General features: G+C 66.4%; 15 protein-coding genes. 3 read left to right on the top strand and 12 right to left on the bottom strand.

The window, feature by feature from the left end; genetic code table 11:
• From RM788_RS28510 to RM788_RS28500, 3 genes are read right to left on the bottom strand one after another with little or no spacing between them, the layout of a single operon-like run.
• Positions 1-1,848, bottom strand: a complete 1,848-nt coding sequence (locus RM788_RS28510) for a coiled-coil domain-containing protein (RefSeq protein WP_315920719.1) — start codon at positions 1,846-1,848, stop codon at positions 1-3.
• Positions 1,845-2,330 (bottom strand): ABC-three component system middle component 2, encoded by a 486-nt coding sequence (locus RM788_RS28505; protein ID WP_315920717.1) that lies wholly within the window; start codon positions 2,328-2,330, stop codon positions 1,845-1,847. Before RM788_RS28505 ends, RM788_RS28510 begins: the two co-directional genes overlap by 4 nt.
• Positions 2,327-3,445: an ABC-three component system protein gene (locus RM788_RS28500; RefSeq protein ID WP_315920715.1), complete on the bottom strand. Its 1,119-nt coding sequence runs from the start codon at positions 3,443-3,445 to the stop codon at positions 2,327-2,329. Before RM788_RS28500 ends, RM788_RS28505 begins: the two co-directional genes overlap by 4 nt.
• A gap of 266 nt (positions 3,446-3,711) precedes the next feature.
• Between RM788_RS28500 and RM788_RS28495 the strand changes: the two genes are divergently transcribed.
• A complete protein-coding gene (locus RM788_RS28495; RefSeq protein ID WP_315920713.1) occupies positions 3,712-4,887 on the top strand; it encodes an ISAs1 family transposase in 1,176 nt (391 codons plus the stop codon).
• An 866-nt stretch (positions 4,888-5,753) separates the two neighbouring features.
• Here RM788_RS28495 and RM788_RS28490 read toward each other — a convergent pair.
• From RM788_RS28490 to RM788_RS28460, 7 genes are all read right to left on the bottom strand, one after another.
• Positions 5,754-6,227, bottom strand: coding sequence for a hypothetical protein (locus RM788_RS28490; protein ID WP_315920708.1), 474 nt, complete (start codon positions 6,225-6,227; stop codon positions 5,754-5,756).
• Positions 6,228-6,302: 75 nt separating this feature from the next.
• Positions 6,303-7,049, bottom strand: a complete 747-nt coding sequence (locus RM788_RS28485) for a hypothetical protein (RefSeq protein ID WP_315920705.1) — start codon at positions 7,047-7,049, stop codon at positions 6,303-6,305.
• A 104-nt stretch (positions 7,050-7,153) separates the two neighbouring features.
• Positions 7,154-7,456 (bottom strand): hypothetical protein, encoded by a 303-nt coding sequence (locus RM788_RS28480; protein WP_315920703.1) that lies wholly within the window; start codon positions 7,454-7,456, stop codon positions 7,154-7,156.
• 35 nt (positions 7,457-7,491) lie between these two features.
• Positions 7,492-8,094 carry a YbaB/EbfC family nucleoid-associated protein gene (locus RM788_RS28475; RefSeq protein WP_315920701.1) on the bottom strand — a complete coding sequence of 201 codons (603 nt, stop codon included), beginning with the start codon at positions 8,092-8,094 and terminating at the stop codon, positions 7,492-7,494.
• A 77-nt stretch (positions 8,095-8,171) separates the two neighbouring features.
• Complete coding sequence (locus RM788_RS28470) at positions 8,172-8,948, bottom strand: ESX secretion-associated protein EspG (protein WP_315920699.1); 777 nt, start codon at positions 8,946-8,948, stop codon at positions 8,172-8,174.
• Positions 8,948-10,858 (bottom strand): PPE domain-containing protein, encoded by a 1,911-nt coding sequence (locus tag RM788_RS28465; protein WP_315920697.1) that lies wholly within the window; start codon positions 10,856-10,858, stop codon positions 8,948-8,950. The genes RM788_RS28470 and RM788_RS28465 overlap by 1 nt, the downstream gene beginning before the upstream one ends.
• A 22-nt stretch (positions 10,859-10,880) precedes the next feature.
• A complete protein-coding gene (locus RM788_RS28460; protein ID WP_315920695.1) occupies positions 10,881-11,285 on the bottom strand; it encodes a hypothetical protein in 405 nt (134 codons plus the stop codon).
• 160 nt (positions 11,286-11,445) lie between these two features.
• Here RM788_RS28460 and RM788_RS28455 point away from each other — a divergent pair, with 160 nt between their 5' ends.
• Positions 11,446-14,214 (top strand): AfsR/SARP family transcriptional regulator, encoded by a 2,769-nt coding sequence (locus RM788_RS28455; protein WP_315920693.1) that lies wholly within the window; start codon positions 11,446-11,448, stop codon positions 14,212-14,214.
• A gap of 29 nt (positions 14,215-14,243) precedes the next feature.
• Positions 14,244-14,996 (top strand): GntR family transcriptional regulator, encoded by a 753-nt coding sequence (locus RM788_RS28450; RefSeq protein ID WP_315920691.1) that lies wholly within the window; start codon positions 14,244-14,246, stop codon positions 14,994-14,996.
• A 70-nt stretch (positions 14,997-15,066) separates the two neighbouring features.
• Here RM788_RS28450 and RM788_RS28445 read toward each other — a convergent pair whose 3' ends face one another.
• Positions 15,067-15,438, bottom strand: coding sequence for a VOC family protein (locus tag RM788_RS28445; protein WP_315920689.1), 372 nt, complete (start codon positions 15,436-15,438; stop codon positions 15,067-15,069).
• An 84-nt stretch (positions 15,439-15,522) separates the two neighbouring features.
• Positions 15,523-16,248 carry a transglycosylase SLT domain-containing protein gene (locus RM788_RS53050; RefSeq protein WP_399340314.1) on the bottom strand — a complete coding sequence of 242 codons (726 nt, stop codon included), beginning with the start codon at positions 16,246-16,248 and terminating at the stop codon, positions 15,523-15,525.
• Between the last annotated feature and the right edge of the window lie 320 nt (positions 16,249-16,568).

Here is a 16,568-nt window from a genome sequence, read left to right as displayed (position 1 = left end):
CTAGACAGGGAACAACCCAAATCGCCCAACTTCTTTTGAGCCAGTGAAATGAATACTCTTTGAAGATTCACCGAGATAAAGAGGAGGGGTAACGTTTTCTACAACGATAGCCTGGCCGTCAAAATCATTACCGAGTTGGCGATACAGATGATTAGCGACAGACTCGCTCATCGGCTCGTCGTTAAGCGGATCCACGTCGCGATCAGTGACAGGGTCGCGAAATGTGACCACAGGTGAATCCAGAGCAACGATACCAGGATGAGCAATATTGCGCTCAATACAATACTTCGCCAATGAAACAGTAAAGGCAGCATGAAGTATTGCACGCATACCTTTTCCACGCGAAGACCTAGATTGATCTCCGACAACTAGGTCGCTCTGAACGACATCATAAGCGACATGCTCAGACTCTGAAACTCCCCATGAGTTGAGGATCTTCTTCACGGCAACTGTAAACTCGCGAACCGCATGCAAATCCAAGGAGGCGGGAGCGACTTTATCCCCACCCTCCACTTCTGCACCGAGTTCAAGGCGACGAGCCTCCAGCCTTGAAATTTGGTCAAAAATTGCAATGCCATGCTCCACTACCGACCTTGAATCAGCAAGACTTTCAACCGTCTCCGCCATCGGCATCAACAATTCGTCTAGTCGCCCAATATCCATAGCAAGCAACTCAAGGCGAAGTGAAACTGAACTACGAGACTTTTCAAGCTCACGCTGCTGCTCGCGCAAATCATCAATCGTTTCCAACAAATCAGAAAGCAAGTGCGAGGTTTTCTCATGCTCAGCACTTACAGCCTGATACAGAACGGTTACTTCCTCAGCTGAATGCTCATTGTGGCTCTGATGCTCAGGATTTGCTCCACAAAATACACAGACGCCAACATTGAAATAACCTAGCAAGGTTCCTGCTTCTCTGACCATTTCAAGACGCGCCAGGTCAGATTTGTACTGCTCCTCTAGAAGCCCGAACCGAGCAAGAAGGTCTGCGACCTCGTTAACTCGATCCAAAGCTGTACTATATCTAGATGAAAGCTCAGCTCGCTGCTCAACCAGTCTATCCCGAGCCATTGTGGCTTCTACTACGGATGAAGACTGCTCGGAAATGGCTGCATTAATTCGCCCAAGCTGCTCACTTAGTTCACGAGGTTCACTAAGCTGCGTCACTTGACTAGCCAAATCCGCAATCACCGAGTCCAAAAGCTCGATCTTACCTTTACTGACCCTTTTCTTATCAGATGAAGTCGCCAAGCCGGTTAGTGCGGAGTCATCGCTTCCAGTCAGAAATACTCGAAAAACAGACTTCTCGGCTGTAGCTGAAACCCACTGACCTGATACAAGAACTGGTGACTGCTGCGACTGCATCCTAGTCTCATCAATAAAACAAAGGTGAGCAATATCTCGTATACTTAGGTCACGTGTCTCGTTATTTTGATTCTTCTGTACTCTCAGGCCCGACATCTCCAGGTGGCGCAGCAAGAAGGATGAGATATTATTGGCGCCATTTTTCCCATGAGAAGCAGCTAGATCTTGTTCAGCAGGACGCTTTGGCACGTCTCGAAGATCACCCTCATAAAGCGAAAAACGCCCGCCTCGGGAGGGCCGAACAAGGGTAAAAACCTCTCCATCTCCACTCTGAACACATAGCAAAACGTGCGAATAACCTTCGATTTCAGGAATCTCTCGAAGCTTAGACGCGCCAAACATGAAGTCGATTGCCTCGACTATGTATGACTTGCCTGTATCAGACGCACCGTAGACGACAGTAAGGCCCTCACTGAACTCAATCGATGCCGCCTCCACTGACGCACCGACAAACGTAAGATGCTTAAGTAGAATCCTACTCATAGCATCCCCTCATCGAACCCTGTCGGCATATCGACATCGAAGAACTCCTCAGACCAGCGCGTGAAAAAGCTGCTCATACGGTCACGAAGTTGAGCCGCGGACAGAGGGGCGAATTCCATAGCTACCCACTGCGCTCGCTCCTTCAGCTTTAGCAGATACTCGGCCTCTAGCACATCAACGAAAGATGCAGCTTGATCAGTCGCCTTATACTCAATACCTTCACCACTGACAACCATCTCGACCAAGCCTGCACGAATCATAACTCGCAACCCGGACTCTACAAGCCTTCTTTTGATCCCAAGCTCTCCCGGAGCAGCAGGAAGTTTTGGATGAATACTTGCTGGTCCACCGAGTTCCGCACTATGCAAGAGTGCATGGTCACAGAAGATAAGATGCCCTATATCAAGCGACTCGGGAAATATTTCATTCAGAAGAACAAGGGTCCTCATGCCCAACTCAACCGGGCTGTTCAATGCTTTCATGATTCGTCACCCTGACACCAGGTGAGCCGGTCGACATTGGCGAGTTGGTGACACATTCCTTTACGATCATGCACGCGAGCGCGCGATAGCAGAACGTTTGAGGTGAGCTCCACGGATACAGCCGCATTTAGAACTCGCGACAGTCGCTCCATTCCACTTGCATGATGGAGCTCCGCAACATCAATCACGCCGGAGAAGACCTCATCTTGAAGAGACTTAAATGTCTCATCAGGCACACTGTCCCTCGCGAAGTTCATCAGAGACTCAGCACTGAAAAAATCCTCCCGCTGACGACGGAAATGCTCCCCCAGTTTAGGGTGCGTAAGTACACTATCCGGATCGAATCCACTTCCTGGATACTTTTCCTCGTACACTTCCATTAACTGCTCAACATAGCGCGCTTCATGTGCACCAAGCTCATCAGTTGGCTTGTCTACCGCGGGGCGAGTCGGAAGCACTTCGCCAAATCTAACGATGTGATATTTTGTCTTACTATGGGATTCCATCATGTCATCGATAGAAACCGATGAAAATATACTGAAGTCACACTTATCTTGAGCGTACGAAAGTACGCGTTCAAAATCTGCGGCTTCTGCATTCTTACGAAGAGTCGACTTATCTTTGGTCATTTCTTCGATGAAGTGACTGCGAAGCTCCGGAGGACTGTCGAGCAAACGCTGAAGAGTCGGACCACAGTTGCGCGGCGCAACGAAGTAATACGTACGCGGAAGCAGATACTTCCCAGCAGTTGCGAATCGCAGAAGCTTAAAGATCTCGGGCATCGCATCAGACGGCATGAGCGATTGGCCGTAGTGTTTACACTGAAAACAGTCCCATGGCCCGAACAAGCCTTGAGAAGTCAGTAACGCAGCTATATCAATTCCAAGATCGCCAGCACCGCCATACCTGCCAACTTTGATATACTCATCACCCTTGGTGGCAGTTACCCACTCGCGTGCAAACTCTTCCCACATAACGTCGTCATATAAATAGACCTGCTGCCTAGGACTTACTCTAGGGCCAGATGTAGACGGCGGTAATGTAACGACTATCGATTCAATTTCAGGTGGCGTCATCTCAACGAAGATCGGCTTCTCCGGGAGCGATTCAGACATCTAGCCTCCTTCTCTCCACTGGAACCGATACGCCGAGCAAAGTGCATACTACACAAAATTTCGTGCTGAAATTTTCTCCTGTAAAGGTTGCCCGGATCGGGCTACCCGCCTTCCAGGGCTGAGGCAAAGTCGACTACCAGTGGCTTGACCTGCTGATTCGGGTTGCGACACACCGAAGATCGGGTAGTCCGGAGCAGGCACGACAGGACCGTCGATCATGAAGGTTCCTACGCCATCGTGATCTTCGGAGCTCCGCCGTGCCTGCCGTGTCATCGTCTCCCATCACTGTCCTGTCACGCCAGTTGGCCCCGCTGGGCGAGGTGGCGCCGCAGGCGCGGACCGGGTTGCTCGAGGTGTTGGAGTCGGTGCCGGATCCACGCAGGAAACGGGGTGTGCGGTATCGGTTCGCGGCGATCCTGTTCGTGTCGGTGTGCGCGGTGGTCTCCGGTGCGCGGTCGTTCGCCGCGATCGCCGAATGGGCCGCGGACGCGGCCGAGGACACGCTGAGCGGAATGGGGATCGGCGCACCGAACGCGTCCACGATCCGGCGGGCGCTCTCGGCATTGACCGGTGACGGGTTCGACACCGCGATCGGCGTCTGGCTGTCCGGGCGTGTCAAGGCAGCGTGGATGGGGGCGCCGGGCAGGCGGCGGCGCCGCGCGATCGCGGTCGACGGTAAGGCGCTGCGGGGTTCCCGTCACGGCGAGCAGCGCGCGCGAATGGTGATGGCGTGCCTGGACCACGACAGCGGGGTCACGGTGGGCCAGGTCGAGATCGCGGAGAAAAGCAACGAGATCCCCATGTTCGCAGCACTTCTGGACACGATCGTCGATGTGACCGGTCTCGTCGTCACCGCCGACGCGTTGCACGCGCAACGCGGGCATGCCGAGTACCTGCACGGCCGTGGCGCGCACTACGTGATCACCGTGAAGGGCAACCAGAAGGCGTTGCGCGATCAGTTGGCGGGCCTGCCGTGGAAGGACGTGCCGATCGGGTACCGCGAGACCGACACCGGCCACGGCCGGGTAGTCACCCGCACCTACAAGGTCGTCACCGTCGCCGCCGGGATCCTGTTCCCGCACGCCGCCCAGGCCGTCCGGATAGTGCGGACCCGTAAACGCAAGGGCAGCACCAGGCGCGCGAGCCGCGAGACGGTGTACGCGGTGACATCCCTGACCGCCGCGCAGGCCCAGCCCGCCGAGTTGGCCCGCTACATCCGCGGGCACTGGCACGTGGAGAACAAGCTGCACTGGGTCCGCGACGTGACGATGGGCGAAGATGCCTCTCGGGCACGCACCGGCGGCGGGCCCAGGATGATGGCCAGCCTGCGCAATCTCGCCATCAGCCTGCTACGCCTGACCGGCCACACCAACATCGCCAAAGCCGTACGTCATATGGGAAGAAGGCCCGAACGAGCCATCAAGTTGATCTCAGCCAGCTGAAACACGACTTTGCCTCAGCCCTGACCCGCCTTCTTCCTCACTCCAACCACGTCATCCGCTGCGTCGTATTCCAGATGCAGAGTGTTACAACACCGTGCCGAAGCCAGCAGCGTCGAGGATCGTCCTTGGCCAGTTGCCGAATCCAGCTCTACAGGATCAAGGCGCCGCCTGCGGCGGCGCGTGCGGGTCCTTGCGCTGGCAGCTTGGCTACATCCATCCCGGCACGCCCGGCCTCCGCTTCGCTGCGCCGGGCGACCGGGCGGCGCGGAGCGCCGTACTCAGGGCCGAGTATCGCCTAGGAGCTGGTGACCCCATGAGGCCGTTCATCCAGGCTCACTACGAGCGCCGAGGGGTCACCGCGGAATGGGGCAGGGCGCTCGGCTGCCGCGACGGCTGCGCCGCCTTGCCACTGGATCAGGTGGATGGCATCGAGGGCCAGGGCGACGGGGATGAGGGACCGGCGTCAGCCCGACTCGTGAGCATGGCGACGGCCAGCAGTGCCGCGTCATGGCTGGAGGGCTTACCTTGACCCAGCGCTACCGGCCGCGTGATCGGCTTCGGGTTGGGATGACGTCAGGAGTGTGGGCGCGCGGACTGCGGACTCCTGACGGACTGGCACCGTGGGCGGGAGGGTCTGGGAGCCGCTCGACCGCAGGTCACGGGGTACGGAGGACCGCTTGCGCGATGAGCCTTCCTAAACCGTGTGTCGCAGGTTCGAATCCTGCCGGGGGCACTCACCTTTCGCCGGGTGAATCAGGCCCTGAGCAGCGGCAACGCGCTCGGGGCTTGATCTTTTCCGGAGGGACTGGTGAACGTCTACGCGGTCCGAGTGGCTGTTGGCGTGGATGGTCCGGGGTGTTCGTGGTTCAGGTCAGCTGTGACCGGACGTGGTTGATGTGTGGTTCGTATGCCGATAGGTCGCGGTGGGGTTCGTAGGTGGTGAAGTAGTAGTAGTCGGCGATGATGTTGGCCTGTTGTTCGGTGTTGAAGTCGGTGAACGTCCTCCGGTTCAGGCCCTCCGTGCCGCCGTACTCGTAAAGGCCCTTGGCGAAGAACCCGGCGAAGGCTGTTGGCAGCAGGCTGAGTACGCCGTGGCCGTGTTGGTACTGGTAGGCGTGGGTGAGTTCGTGGACGAGCCAGCGTTCGTAGCTCGCTTGGGGTTGTGGGGTGGTGAGGATTCCCCTGGGGAAGGTGACGAGGCTTGGGAGGGTGCGGGCGACGCCGAAGCTGCCCAGTAGGCCGCCTTCGGCTAGGCGGAGGGTGCTGGTGTTCAGGGCGTTGCCGAAGACCTGGTGGGCGATCTCGACTTCGCGTGGTTCCAGCCTGCGGCGGAACGCCATGGTGGCTCCCCTGATCGGTGTTGAGGACCGATGCTAGGTGGGGAGGACCGTTTTGGCTGGTGGCGGAGTCGGCGGTCAGATGGCCTTGCGCAGGCCGTGCAGGATGTCCAGCGGGGGGACGCCGGCGACCGGCCTGGGGGCCGCCTTGTCGAACCTGCTCCCGTCGGCGCCGATCTTGGCCAGCGCCTTTCCCAGTTCATCTGCGGCGGACCTGTTGGCCAGCAGCAATGACCTCAGGTCCGTGATGTGGCGCAGGATCCTGACCAGGGCTTCTCGGGCGGCGGCGACCGCGGTGCCGACGAATGCGACGATCGAGGCGCCGTAGGTGGACGGGGCGAGGCCTGCTGCTACGTGGGCGCCGCTGATGAGGTCGCTGATCGCGTTGACCACGGTTTCGCGGACCAGTGCGCGGAACGCGGTGACGGTGGTGCCCATGGTGGCCATGATGTCGGCGGAGCCCCTCATGGCCAGGCCGATGGCCTGCAACTCGTGGCCGACCTGGGTCATGCTCGTCTTGAACGCGTCGGCGGTGGTGCCGGTCCACGCGTCCAGCTTGCGCAGTGCGCCCAGGTGGGCACTGGCGATGTCCTCGTACTTCTCGGCGTCGCCCGCGATCTTCTCGGTCTCGCTCCGGACCGCTTTGTCGTCGCCCATCAGCAGGTCCAACGGCTCCCGCAGGAAGTCCACGTGGTCCACGAGCCAGCCGACGCCGGCACTGCGCAGGCCGCCGAGGGGGTTGAGGGCGGCGTTCACGGCGTCCGGTGCGCGGCTTGCGCCGAAGGCTGAGATGTAGGTGGTGTTGTCGTCTCCGACGGACTTCACGACGTCTCCCACGGCGTCGGTCAGTCCGACGCCGGAGAGGCCGTCCCAGGAAACCGGGCCGGTGTTGAAAGCGGGGTCGCTGCCGTCGTAGGGGACGCCGGCGATCAGCAGGCCTTGAAAGACTCCGCGATCTCCTGGTCCACCGAGCGGTAGCTGTCCGCCGTCGCCCTGGTGCCGGTTCCGGCGTTGGCGATTGATCCCTGGTACCGGCCGACGCACTCCGCCGCCTCGGCCACCCGGTCGCTCGCCGCCAGGCTGAACGAGCGGCCGACCGCTCCGAACGCCAGCGGGTCGAGGTGAACGCCTTCGAGCAGGCTTCTCGACTCCGCCAACCCGTCGACCACCGCCCGGATGTTCTTCGTGAACGCGTCCAGGTCGTCCGGCGCGACTTCGAAACCGGCCGCCACGTGGTGTCCTTCCGGTCAACAGGGGGGAAACGCGCTCACCAGGGGTGGTTCTCGTGCTCTTCGAAGTCGGGCTGGGCACGAGCCGGTTGAGGGGGCGGCGGTGGTGGTGCGGCTTGCTGCGGCGCTTGCGGCACGTAGGGCTGCTGCACAGGGGGCTGGGCAGCCTGCTGCGGTTCCTGGCGACGCGCTTGGGAGCCGTCGTCCAGGTCGTCGACCGCACGGAGGTCGCGCTCGTCAATGTCCTCACCCTCGTCGTCCTCGTCCGCCGGGATGAAGCTCAGCACCAGGTTCATCGACTCGGTGCCCTCGCCGAGGGGTGCGAACGCCTCGACCATCTTCTCCGAGGACGCTCGCTGTCCTTTGTGGACCGCTTCCATGATGGACGCGGTGAGCCTGCCGGGACTCATCCCGGCGGCCCGAGGGGTGAGCTCCAGGTGCTGCAGGGCACCGGTCGGCGCGATGGTCACGGTCACCGCGCCGTCCTTGGAGCTCACCGTCGCGCTGGACGCCGCGAGGTTCTCCGTGAGCTCGGCCGACTTCTGCTGCAGGTCCGCCATGCGCACGTGCATGTCGGCCAGCCACTGCTCCGGATCCACGTTCTTCATCCGGTTGGCGTCGATCGGGCCCAGCGGGTCCACGGGTACGTCCCTCTCCTGTCAAGCATCGAGCGGTCAAGCGTCTGGCATCGGCCGGTCGAACACCGGTCGAACGCCGGTCAGACCGCCGCGAGGACCGAGTCGATCCGGCTCGCGATCCGTTCGTTGTCGGTCGGGGACAGGCTCAGCCACCCGTTCTCGCGGACCATCAGGTAGCGGCCCTGCGGGGTGTCGAACCAGTTGATCGTCACCTCGGCGCGCTGCACGTTGTACCGCGAACCGCCACGGCGGGAGACGCCGAACTGGCCGCCCGCCACCCGGTTCTCGGCCAGCTCGCCGATCACGGCCGCGTCGGGACCCGAGACGCCCGCCCGCATGAGGGCCTGCTTCTCGTCCAGGTCCTGGTCGCCCCACAGGTCGTCGCTCTCCGGGGGGTCCTCCTGGAGCGCGACCGCGTTCGTCAGCGTCTCCAGCCGCAGCGACAGCGCGCTGCCCGGACCGGCCTGGCCGTCGTTCAGCACGCCGACGATGGACTTCGCCAGCGAGGTCGGCCGGACCTCCACGAGCCCGATCCGCTCCTCGTCGACGACCGCGAGGACGGCGTTGTTGCCGTCGGACGCGACCACCGCGCGGACCGGGCGTTCCATGTAGGCCACGGCGTCGACCGCGATCTCGTGCTCGGCCAGCAGCCGCAGCATGTCCTGGAGCCGGGCGTCGTTGCCGAGGCCGCGACGTCCCAGCGCCTCCAGGATCTCCAGCCGCAGCCGGGCCCGTTCCTCCATGGTCGCGCCGACGCTCGGCACGTCCAGGGGGAACGGGGGCCGCCCGCCGAGCTCGAGCTCGTGCCAGAGGATGTCGAACTCGGCGGGGTCGAGCAGGAAATCAGGGGTGATCACTACTGGTCACCGTTCTTCTTCTTCGTCGGCTTGACGCCGCCGATCACCGACGGCGGCAGGTCTTCGCCGGGAACCTCGAAGAGGTCGCCGCCCATGATGTACGAGGCGGACTTGTGCTCCTTGTCCTCCTCGGAGCGACCGCCGCCGCCACCCATGGGCATGCCGCCGCCCATCGCGCCCGCGGCACCGGCCGCGCCCGGAGCGGCCGCGCCGAACCCGCCGGGCATGCCTGCCCGACCCGACTGGACCACACCGGTCGAACCGCCGGCACCGGCACCCGCGGCCGCGCCACCGACGCCTCCACCGGAACCGCCGCCAAAGCCACCGGCACCGCCACCGCCGACACCGCCCGCGCCACCGCCGAAGCCACCGGCGGCACCCGCGCCACCGCCACCGAAGCCGCCCGCGCCGCCACCGCCACCGAAGCCGCCCGCGCCGCCACCGCCGCCGAAGCTGCCGAGGCCGCGACCGGGGATGCCCGTTCCGCCGCCTTCGACGGGGAGACCGGGGATCTTGGGCATGCCGCCCGCGGGGATGCTGCCCACCGGCATGCCGGGCATGCTGCCCGAGGGCATGCTGCCCACCGGGTAGCTGCCCACCGGGTAGCTGCCGGGGCCGCCCACCGAACCGGGGCCACCGGTGCGCGAAGGGGCAGAACCGCTGCCGCCGGTGCCCGAATAGCCACCGCCGGGCATGCCCGTTCCTCCACCGCCGGTGTAATCGGGCAGGGAGTAGCCGCCGCCGCCCGCGGTGCCGCCGGGGTTGAACTGACCGGGCGAGTACGGGTTCGCGACCGGGATCGAGCCCGCGACGGCCGCCGCCGAGGTCGTGCCGGGCGCGCGGTAACCGGCGCTCTCGCTCTCCTCGTCGTCGAAACCGCCGCCCGCGATGCTGCCGCCGGTGTAGGTGCCGCCGCCGCCCGTGTAGCCGCCGCCGGTCGCGCCGGTGTAGCTGCCGCCCGTGGGGTAGCTGCCGCCGGTGGGAACGCCCGCGCCACCGGTGGGGGCCGCGTAGCTGGCGCCCGTGTAGCCGGCACCGCCGCCGCCGTAAGCCGCCGCCGCTGCCGCGCCGCCACCGTTGGGGCCGCCGTAAGTGCTGGTGGAGCCGCCGCCGCCGGAGGCAGCCGAGCCGCCGCCGTCGAACGAGCCGCCCGCGATGCTGGGCGGGGCCGCGACCGCGCCCGCGGTCGCGGTCATGCCCGCCATCGTGCCGTCGGCGAGCGTGCGCGACTGGAGGGTGCCGTTCGTCTGGGCCTGGCTGGTCATCATCAGGCCTTGGACCGCGCCACCGCCGCTCGCGGGCGACGCGGAACGCGCCACGACCTGCTGCGGGTCCTCGGTGCGGCCGGTGACCGGGTTGTACGGGGCCGTGAACGTCGGTGTGGTCTGGTCGATCGCGCGGGAGCTGGCCTCCATGTTGGTCATCACCATGACCGCGAGGTCGTGCGCCGCGTTCGCCTTGGTGTTGGCCGCCTGGATGCTCGCGGTGGCCGCGATCAGCCCCGGCAGCCCGCCGCCGACCATCTGGGCGGTCGCGGCCGCCATGTCGAACTCGACCGGTTCGGGCATCGACGCGCGCGCGTCCTGCATGACGCGGCCCTGGTCGGCGACCTTGTCGCCCACCTGGCCCGCGGTCTGCGCGGTGCCGGCGATCCAGTCGGAGAGCTTCTTGATGGCGGTGCGGGCGCCGTCGGCGGACTCACCGGTCCAGCCGCTCTCGGTCGCGGTGATGCGCTCGGTGATGACCTGCGCGGACTCGGCCAGCTCGGTGCCGAACTGGCCCCACTCCGAGCCGAGTTCGCCGGACTGGCCGGGGTCGTTGTTGACGTGCACCGACTCGTACAGGGCGCGGTGCGAGACCGACGCCCAGTTCTGGGTGTCGGTGAGGACGGGATCTGCTTCGGGAGCCATGATCGGTACTACGCCTCTCGCCTCAGATGCCCTGGAGCCTGGTCAGCTCGGCACGGTGGTCCTCGTCGACCTGCTGGAACTTGGTGATCGCCGCGCTGACCGAGTCGTGGGTCTGCTGCAGCACCAGCCGGTAGGCCGTCATCACGTTCATGAATGACAGCGGGTCGCCGTCGGCGCGCTCCTCGAACTTGACCGCCATCTTGTCGCCGACCGGGTTCGTGCCCAGCGGCGCGGGACGGGCCAGCCTGCCGGCGCGCTCGAGCCACGAGTCGACCTGGTCGATCTGCTCTCGCAGGGACCTGCGCAGCTCCTCGCCGGTGGCGGGGTCGAGCGTCACCCTCCCGGAGCTGATGTTGTCGCGCAGCTCGATCGGCTGACCGTTGATGGTCGGCGGTGGGGCCAGTTTCTTGGGCTCAGCGGACTGCATCGGAAATTCCCCTATGACGCGCAGACGCGGGTGACTCGGACTCGCCCTACAGCATCGGGGCAGGCGCCAACGCCCGCCCAACGTGTCCCCAACGCGCGGAGGGTCCCGTCTGTGCCAATATCCGGAGAGCACCTCCTTCCACCACCGATAGGACTTCCACATGCCGGTCAACCTGCTCGGTGCGGTTGAGCTGGTTTCCCCTGGTGGTGACCGCGTGCCGGTCGGTGCGGCCAAGCGCCGCACGGTGCTCGCGGCGTTGGCGCTCGAGCTGAACCGGGTCGTCTCCGGCGACCGGCTGATGTCACTCGTATGGGACGGGTCACCCCCTCCGCAGGCGAAAGCCGCGCTGCAGGGCCACGTCGCCCAGCTGCGCAAGGTGCTCGGCCCCGGACTGGAACTCATCACGCGCGCGCCCGGGTACCTGCTGGAGGGCGACCGCGGGGCGGTCGACGTGTTCCTGTTCGAGGACCTGGTCCGCTCGGCGCGCGACGCCCCGGACGAGCAGGCCGTGGAGCAGCTGACCGGCGCGCTCCGGCTGTGGCGCGGGCCCTTCCTGGCCGACGTGCCGTGCACGCGGCTGCGTGACGCGAATTCGCCACGCTTGGAGGAGCTGCGGCTGGTGGCCGTGCAGGACATGGCCGGGCGGCTGCTGCGGCTTGACCGCGCCGCCGAGGCCGTGTCGACGTTGCGGCAGGCCAGGGAGGAGTCCCCGCTGCGGGAGCCGCTGGTGGCCCAACTGGTGCTGGCCCTGCACCGCGACGGGCGGCAGGCCGAGGCGCTGGACCTGTTCCACGACACCCGCAAGCGGCTGGTGGACGAGCTGGGCGTGGACCCCGGCCCCGAACTGCGGGCCGCCTACCAGGCCGTCCTCACCGGTGAGAGCCCTCCCACGGCGGAGGGCTCCCGTCCCCCGGTGCCCGCGCAGCTGCCGAGGGAGCACCGCGGGTTCGTCGGGCGCGACGAGGAGCTCGTCGACATGGACGACTCCCTGACCGGCCAGGACTCCGCCATCGGGCTGCTGGTCGGCCCGGCGGGCGTCGGCAAGACGGCGCTCGCGCTGCACTGGGCGCACCGGATGGCCGACGAGTTCCCGGACGGCCAGCTGTTCGTGGACCTGCGCGGGTTCGACGAGACCGAGCCGGTCGACTCCCGGACGGCGCTGATCGGGTTCCTGCGCGTGCTGGGGCTCACCGACGCGCAGATCGCGACCGAGTTGGACGAGCAGGCCGCCCAGTTCCGCTCGCTGCTGGCGGGCAAGCGGGTGCTGGTCGTGCTGGACAACGCCAGGACGGCCGAGCAGGTGCGGCCGCTGCTGCCCGGTTCCGCGCACTGCCTGGTGCTGGTGACCAGCAGGCACGGGCTGCACGACCTGGTGGCCACCGAGGGCGCGTCGGTGCTCCCCGTCGCGACGCTGGAGCAGACCGCCGCCGCCGACCTGCTCGTGGGCATGCTCGGCAGGCGGCGCACCGACCAGGAGCCCGAGGCGACCGCCGAACTCGTCGAGCTGTGCGACCGGCTGCCGCTCGCGCTGCGCATCGCGGGCGCCCGGCTGACGTCGCGGCCGCGGTGGACCGTCCAGTCGATGGTCGACGAGCTGCGCGACGAGCAGAGCAGGCTGGCCGCGCTGTCGCTGCCCGAGGTCGGGCGGGGCGTGCGCGCCGCGCTGGCCGTGAGCTACCGGGCGCTGCCCGAGGGCGCCGCGCGGATGTTCCGCCGCCTCGGCCTGCACCCCGGCCCCGACCTGGACTGCTACGCGGCCGCCGCGCTGCTCGACATCAACGTCGTCACCGCCAGGACGCACCTGCGCACGGCGGCGTACGCGAACCTGCTGCACGAGACCACGCCCGACCGGTACTCGCGGCACGACCTGGTGCGGCTGTTCACCCGGCACCTCGTGGTGAGCGAGGCGGAGGACGCGGGCGAGGACAACACGATCAGCACCGAACGACTGCTGGACTACTACCTGCACGTCGCCGACACCGCGCGCGCCCACCTCGCCGACCACGTCCGCCCCTTCGGCCTGCCCGCGCACCCGCCCGCGAGCTTCCCGGTGCTCTCCTCGCACAACGCCGCCGCCGACTGGTTCGCGCTGGAGGAGGCGAACCTGAGGCTGCTGCTGGACATCACCGCGCACGGCCGCCAGCACGAGCGCACGTGGAAGCTCGCGCTGTGCCTGGACGCCTTCTACTTCCGGCGCGGCGACCGGGTGGACCGGCTGAACACCGTCCGCATCGGCCTGCACGCCGCGCGGGCGCTCGACGACGAGCACGCCGAGGCCGCTTTGCTGCTGCGCATGGGTTCCACGCTCGCCGACCTCGGGCGGCACGACGACGCCGTGCGCGAGTGCGCCCGCGCCGTGCACCTCGCCGCGGGCGACCCGCACCTGGAGTGCGCCGCGCTGGACCACCTCGGCTACTGCCTGCTCGCCGCGGGCCGGTTCGACGAGGCCAGGGCGCGGACGCGGGAGGCGTTGGAGATCGCGCGCGGGATCGGCGACGTCCGCGCGCAGGCCACCGTGCTCAACAACCTCGCGAACGTCCTGCTGGGGCAGGACGAGGCCGACGAGGCGCTGGACTGCATCAAGCAGGCGCTGTGGCTGCTCGCGTCGGTCGCGCTGTCCACGTCGCACGCGACCGCCCTGTACACCGCGGGCACCGCGCTGTGGCGGCTCGACCGGCACGCCGAGGCGCTCCAGTTCCACCTGGACAGCCTGGAACTGGCCGAGCAGCTCGGCGACCAGTACCGGGAAGCCCTGTGCCACCGGGCGATCGGCGACGCGCTGGAGGAACTGGGCGGCCCCCACCTGGCCACCCCGCACTGGCACTCCGCGGCCCGCCTCTACCGCGAACTCCGGCTCGCCGACGCCGACGAACTCGGCGCCAAGCTCGCCCCGTCCGCGGGCGGCGCGGGCGTGGCCTGCGAGGTCTGACCCGGTAGCGTCCGGGTCAGGAGGTGGACGTGGCCGCACGAGCGCTCGACCGCGCCGCACCGACCCCGCTGTGGCGGCAGTTGCAGCGGGAGTTGTTGGCGCGCATGGGTTCCGGCGAGTTCGCCGACCAGTTCCCCGGCGAGATGGCGCTGGTCGAGGACTACGGCGTCAGCAGGCACACGGTGCGGCAGGCGTTGAGCAGGCTGCGCGAGGACGGCGTGGTCGTCGCCGAACGCGGCCGCCAGCCCCGCGTCGCGCCGCCGCCGGAGATCCACCAGCCGATGGGCGCCCTGTACAGCCTGTTCGCCGCCGTGTCGGCCGCCGGGCTCGAGCAGCGCAGCGTGGTGCGGGCGCTGGACGTGCGGGCGGACGGCGTCGTGGCGGCCCGGCTGGACCTGGAGGCGTCGACGCCGCTGGTGTACCTGGAGCGGCTGCGGCTCGCGGGTGGGGAGCCGCTGGCGGTGGACCGGGTGTGGCTGCCCGCCGACGTGGCCGCTCCGCTGCTGGACGCGGACTTCACGAACACCAGCCTGTACGCGGAACTCCAGGCCCGCACGGGGTTGCGGCTGGACCACGGGCACGAGGACATCCACGCGGTGGTGCCGACGGCGGCCGAGCAGGCCCGGCTGCGCTGTCCGGCGACGGCGGCGGCGTTCTCGATCAACCGGCTGAGCCACGGGCGCGGGCGGGCGGTGGAGTGGCGGCACACGCTGGTGCGGGGGGACCGGTTCGCGCTGACGGCGGACTTCTCCGCGCAGGGCGGGTATCAGTTGAGTTCGTAGGAGTTTTTGCGTCGCGAAGGGCACCGCGGTCGCTGTTCGGACAAAGCGGTTTTCACCGGGCCAGCCTGATTCACGCCGTGAAGAGGCAGAACGGGTGGCCGTCGGGGTCGAGGTAGACGCGGACGTCGTCCTGCGGTTGGCAGTCGGCGAGCACGGCGCCCGATTCGACGGCGTGGGCGCCGGCTTCGGTCAGGTCGTCCACGCGGATGTCGAGGTGGGCCATCATCCGCTGGTCGCCCGGTCCGGCGGGCCACGTGGGGCGGACGTAGGCGCTCTCGTGCTGGAACGACAGGCCCGCGCCGCCGTCCGGGGAGCGCAGCGTCGTCCACTCGGGTTCGTCGGCGCCCTGTTCCCAGCCGAGGAGGCGGCGGTAGAAGGCCGTCAGAGCGGGGACGTCGGGGGTGTCCAGGACGATTCCGGCCAGGGTCAGCTTCGGCGTCATGGGGGGCAACCTACCGACGACGGCGGCATGGAGAAGGGCGAGCAGTGGACCCGGAAGTCCGCCACTCGCCCCGCACCCGAAACCTCAGTACCCCTGGTACCCGCCGCCGACGCCGAGGGACGCGAGACCGGGGTGGTTCTCGAAGCCGCCGTAGCGGTCGTAGGTGTAGCGGACGCCGGCGATGATGTTGTCCACCGGGTTGAAGATGTCGTAGTGGCCGGGCAGCGCGTGGGCCATGAAGGTGGAGTCGATGGTCTGCATGAGGCCCTTCGACGGCGTGCCCTTGGCCGCGTTGGAGTCCCAGTTGTTGACGGCGTTGGGATTGCCGTTCGACTCCTTCTGGATGATCGTGTAGATCTCGTCGACGCTGCTCTCGTCGATCGCGGTGCCGTTGGCGGCCAGGATGCCGATGGCCTCGCGGATCCAGCCCTCGACCTCGCGCTGGTGCGGGGACTTCCCGGCGTCGGCCTTCTCGCGGGCGAGGCGGGCCTCTTCGGCCTTGCGGTTGTTCTCCACGGTGTCCGCGGCGTGCTTGCCCGCCTGCTGGAAGACCTGGATGGCGGGGCGCTTCTCCAACTGGAGGAGCCTGCCGACCTCGGCGGCCGGGTTGGCGATGTGCACGGTCTTGGAGGAGGCCGTCTGCGCGTGGATCCCGGAGGAGCCGGACGAGAAGTCCAGGGCGCCGTTCTCGGGGTTCACCGAAGCGGCCTTGCCCATCGCGTTCGCGGCGGCGGCGGCTCCGGCGAGCACGCCCGCGGCGACGACGAACGCGGAGACCTTGGTGCCCAACGGGGCCCAGTTGCTTTCCACGCGGTGCGAGGCACTCCGGGGCTTCTGCTTCGCCTCTGCCGCCGCCTGCTGGACAGCGACCGTGTACACGGTGCCGCCAGTGGCCTTTCCATGCCGAGCCAAGGGTGATCCTCCTGCGTCGGGGAGTTCGGTCGAGGACGCCTGGCGGGGGATCCAGGGGGAGCAGCCGGGGGGCGAACTCCGAGTCCATTCAGTGACCGAACCGTGACCTGCGGCCGGGAACGTAACGTGATGTCACCGCCGAAGGCAACCAGTGGACCACCTATAGGTGACGCGCATCACGTTTACCTCAAGGGCGCTCACACAGGGTGTCAACGGCC

It is taken from the genome of Umezawaea sp. Da 62-37 (assembly GCF_032460545.1).
In the GTDB taxonomy this organism is placed as follows: domain Bacteria; phylum Actinomycetota; class Actinomycetes; order Mycobacteriales; family Pseudonocardiaceae; genus Umezawaea.
This window is presented reverse-complemented; position numbering and strand designations above follow the sequence as displayed.

What these genes read in the sequence shown, in the direction of transcription:
- RM788_RS28510 (WP_315920719.1), bottom strand. Translation starts at nt 1,848, where the DNA reads ATGAGTAGGATTCTACTTAAGCATCTTACGTTTGTCGGTGCGTCAGTG.
- RM788_RS28505 (WP_315920717.1), bottom strand. Translation starts at nt 2,330, where the DNA reads ATGAAAGCATTGAACAGCCCGGTTGAGTTGGGCATGAGGACCCTTGTT.
- RM788_RS28500 (WP_315920715.1), bottom strand. Translation starts at nt 3,445, where the DNA reads ATGTCTGAATCGCTCCCGGAGAAGCCGATCTTCGTTGAGATGACGCCA.
- RM788_RS28490 (WP_315920708.1), bottom strand. Translation starts at nt 6,227, where the DNA reads ATGGCGTTCCGCCGCAGGCTGGAACCACGCGAAGTCGAGATCGCCCAC.
- RM788_RS28465 (WP_315920697.1), bottom strand. Translation starts at nt 10,858, where the DNA reads ATGGCTCCCGAAGCAGATCCCGTCCTCACCGACACCCAGAACTGGGCG.
- RM788_RS28460 (WP_315920695.1), bottom strand. Translation starts at nt 11,285, where the DNA reads ATGCAGTCCGCTGAGCCCAAGAAACTGGCCCCACCGCCGACCATCAAC.
- RM788_RS28455 (WP_315920693.1), top strand. Translation starts at nt 11,446, where the DNA reads ATGCCGGTCAACCTGCTCGGTGCGGTTGAGCTGGTTTCCCCTGGTGGT.
- RM788_RS28445 (WP_315920689.1), bottom strand. Translation starts at nt 15,438, where the DNA reads ATGACGCCGAAGCTGACCCTGGCCGGAATCGTCCTGGACACCCCCGAC.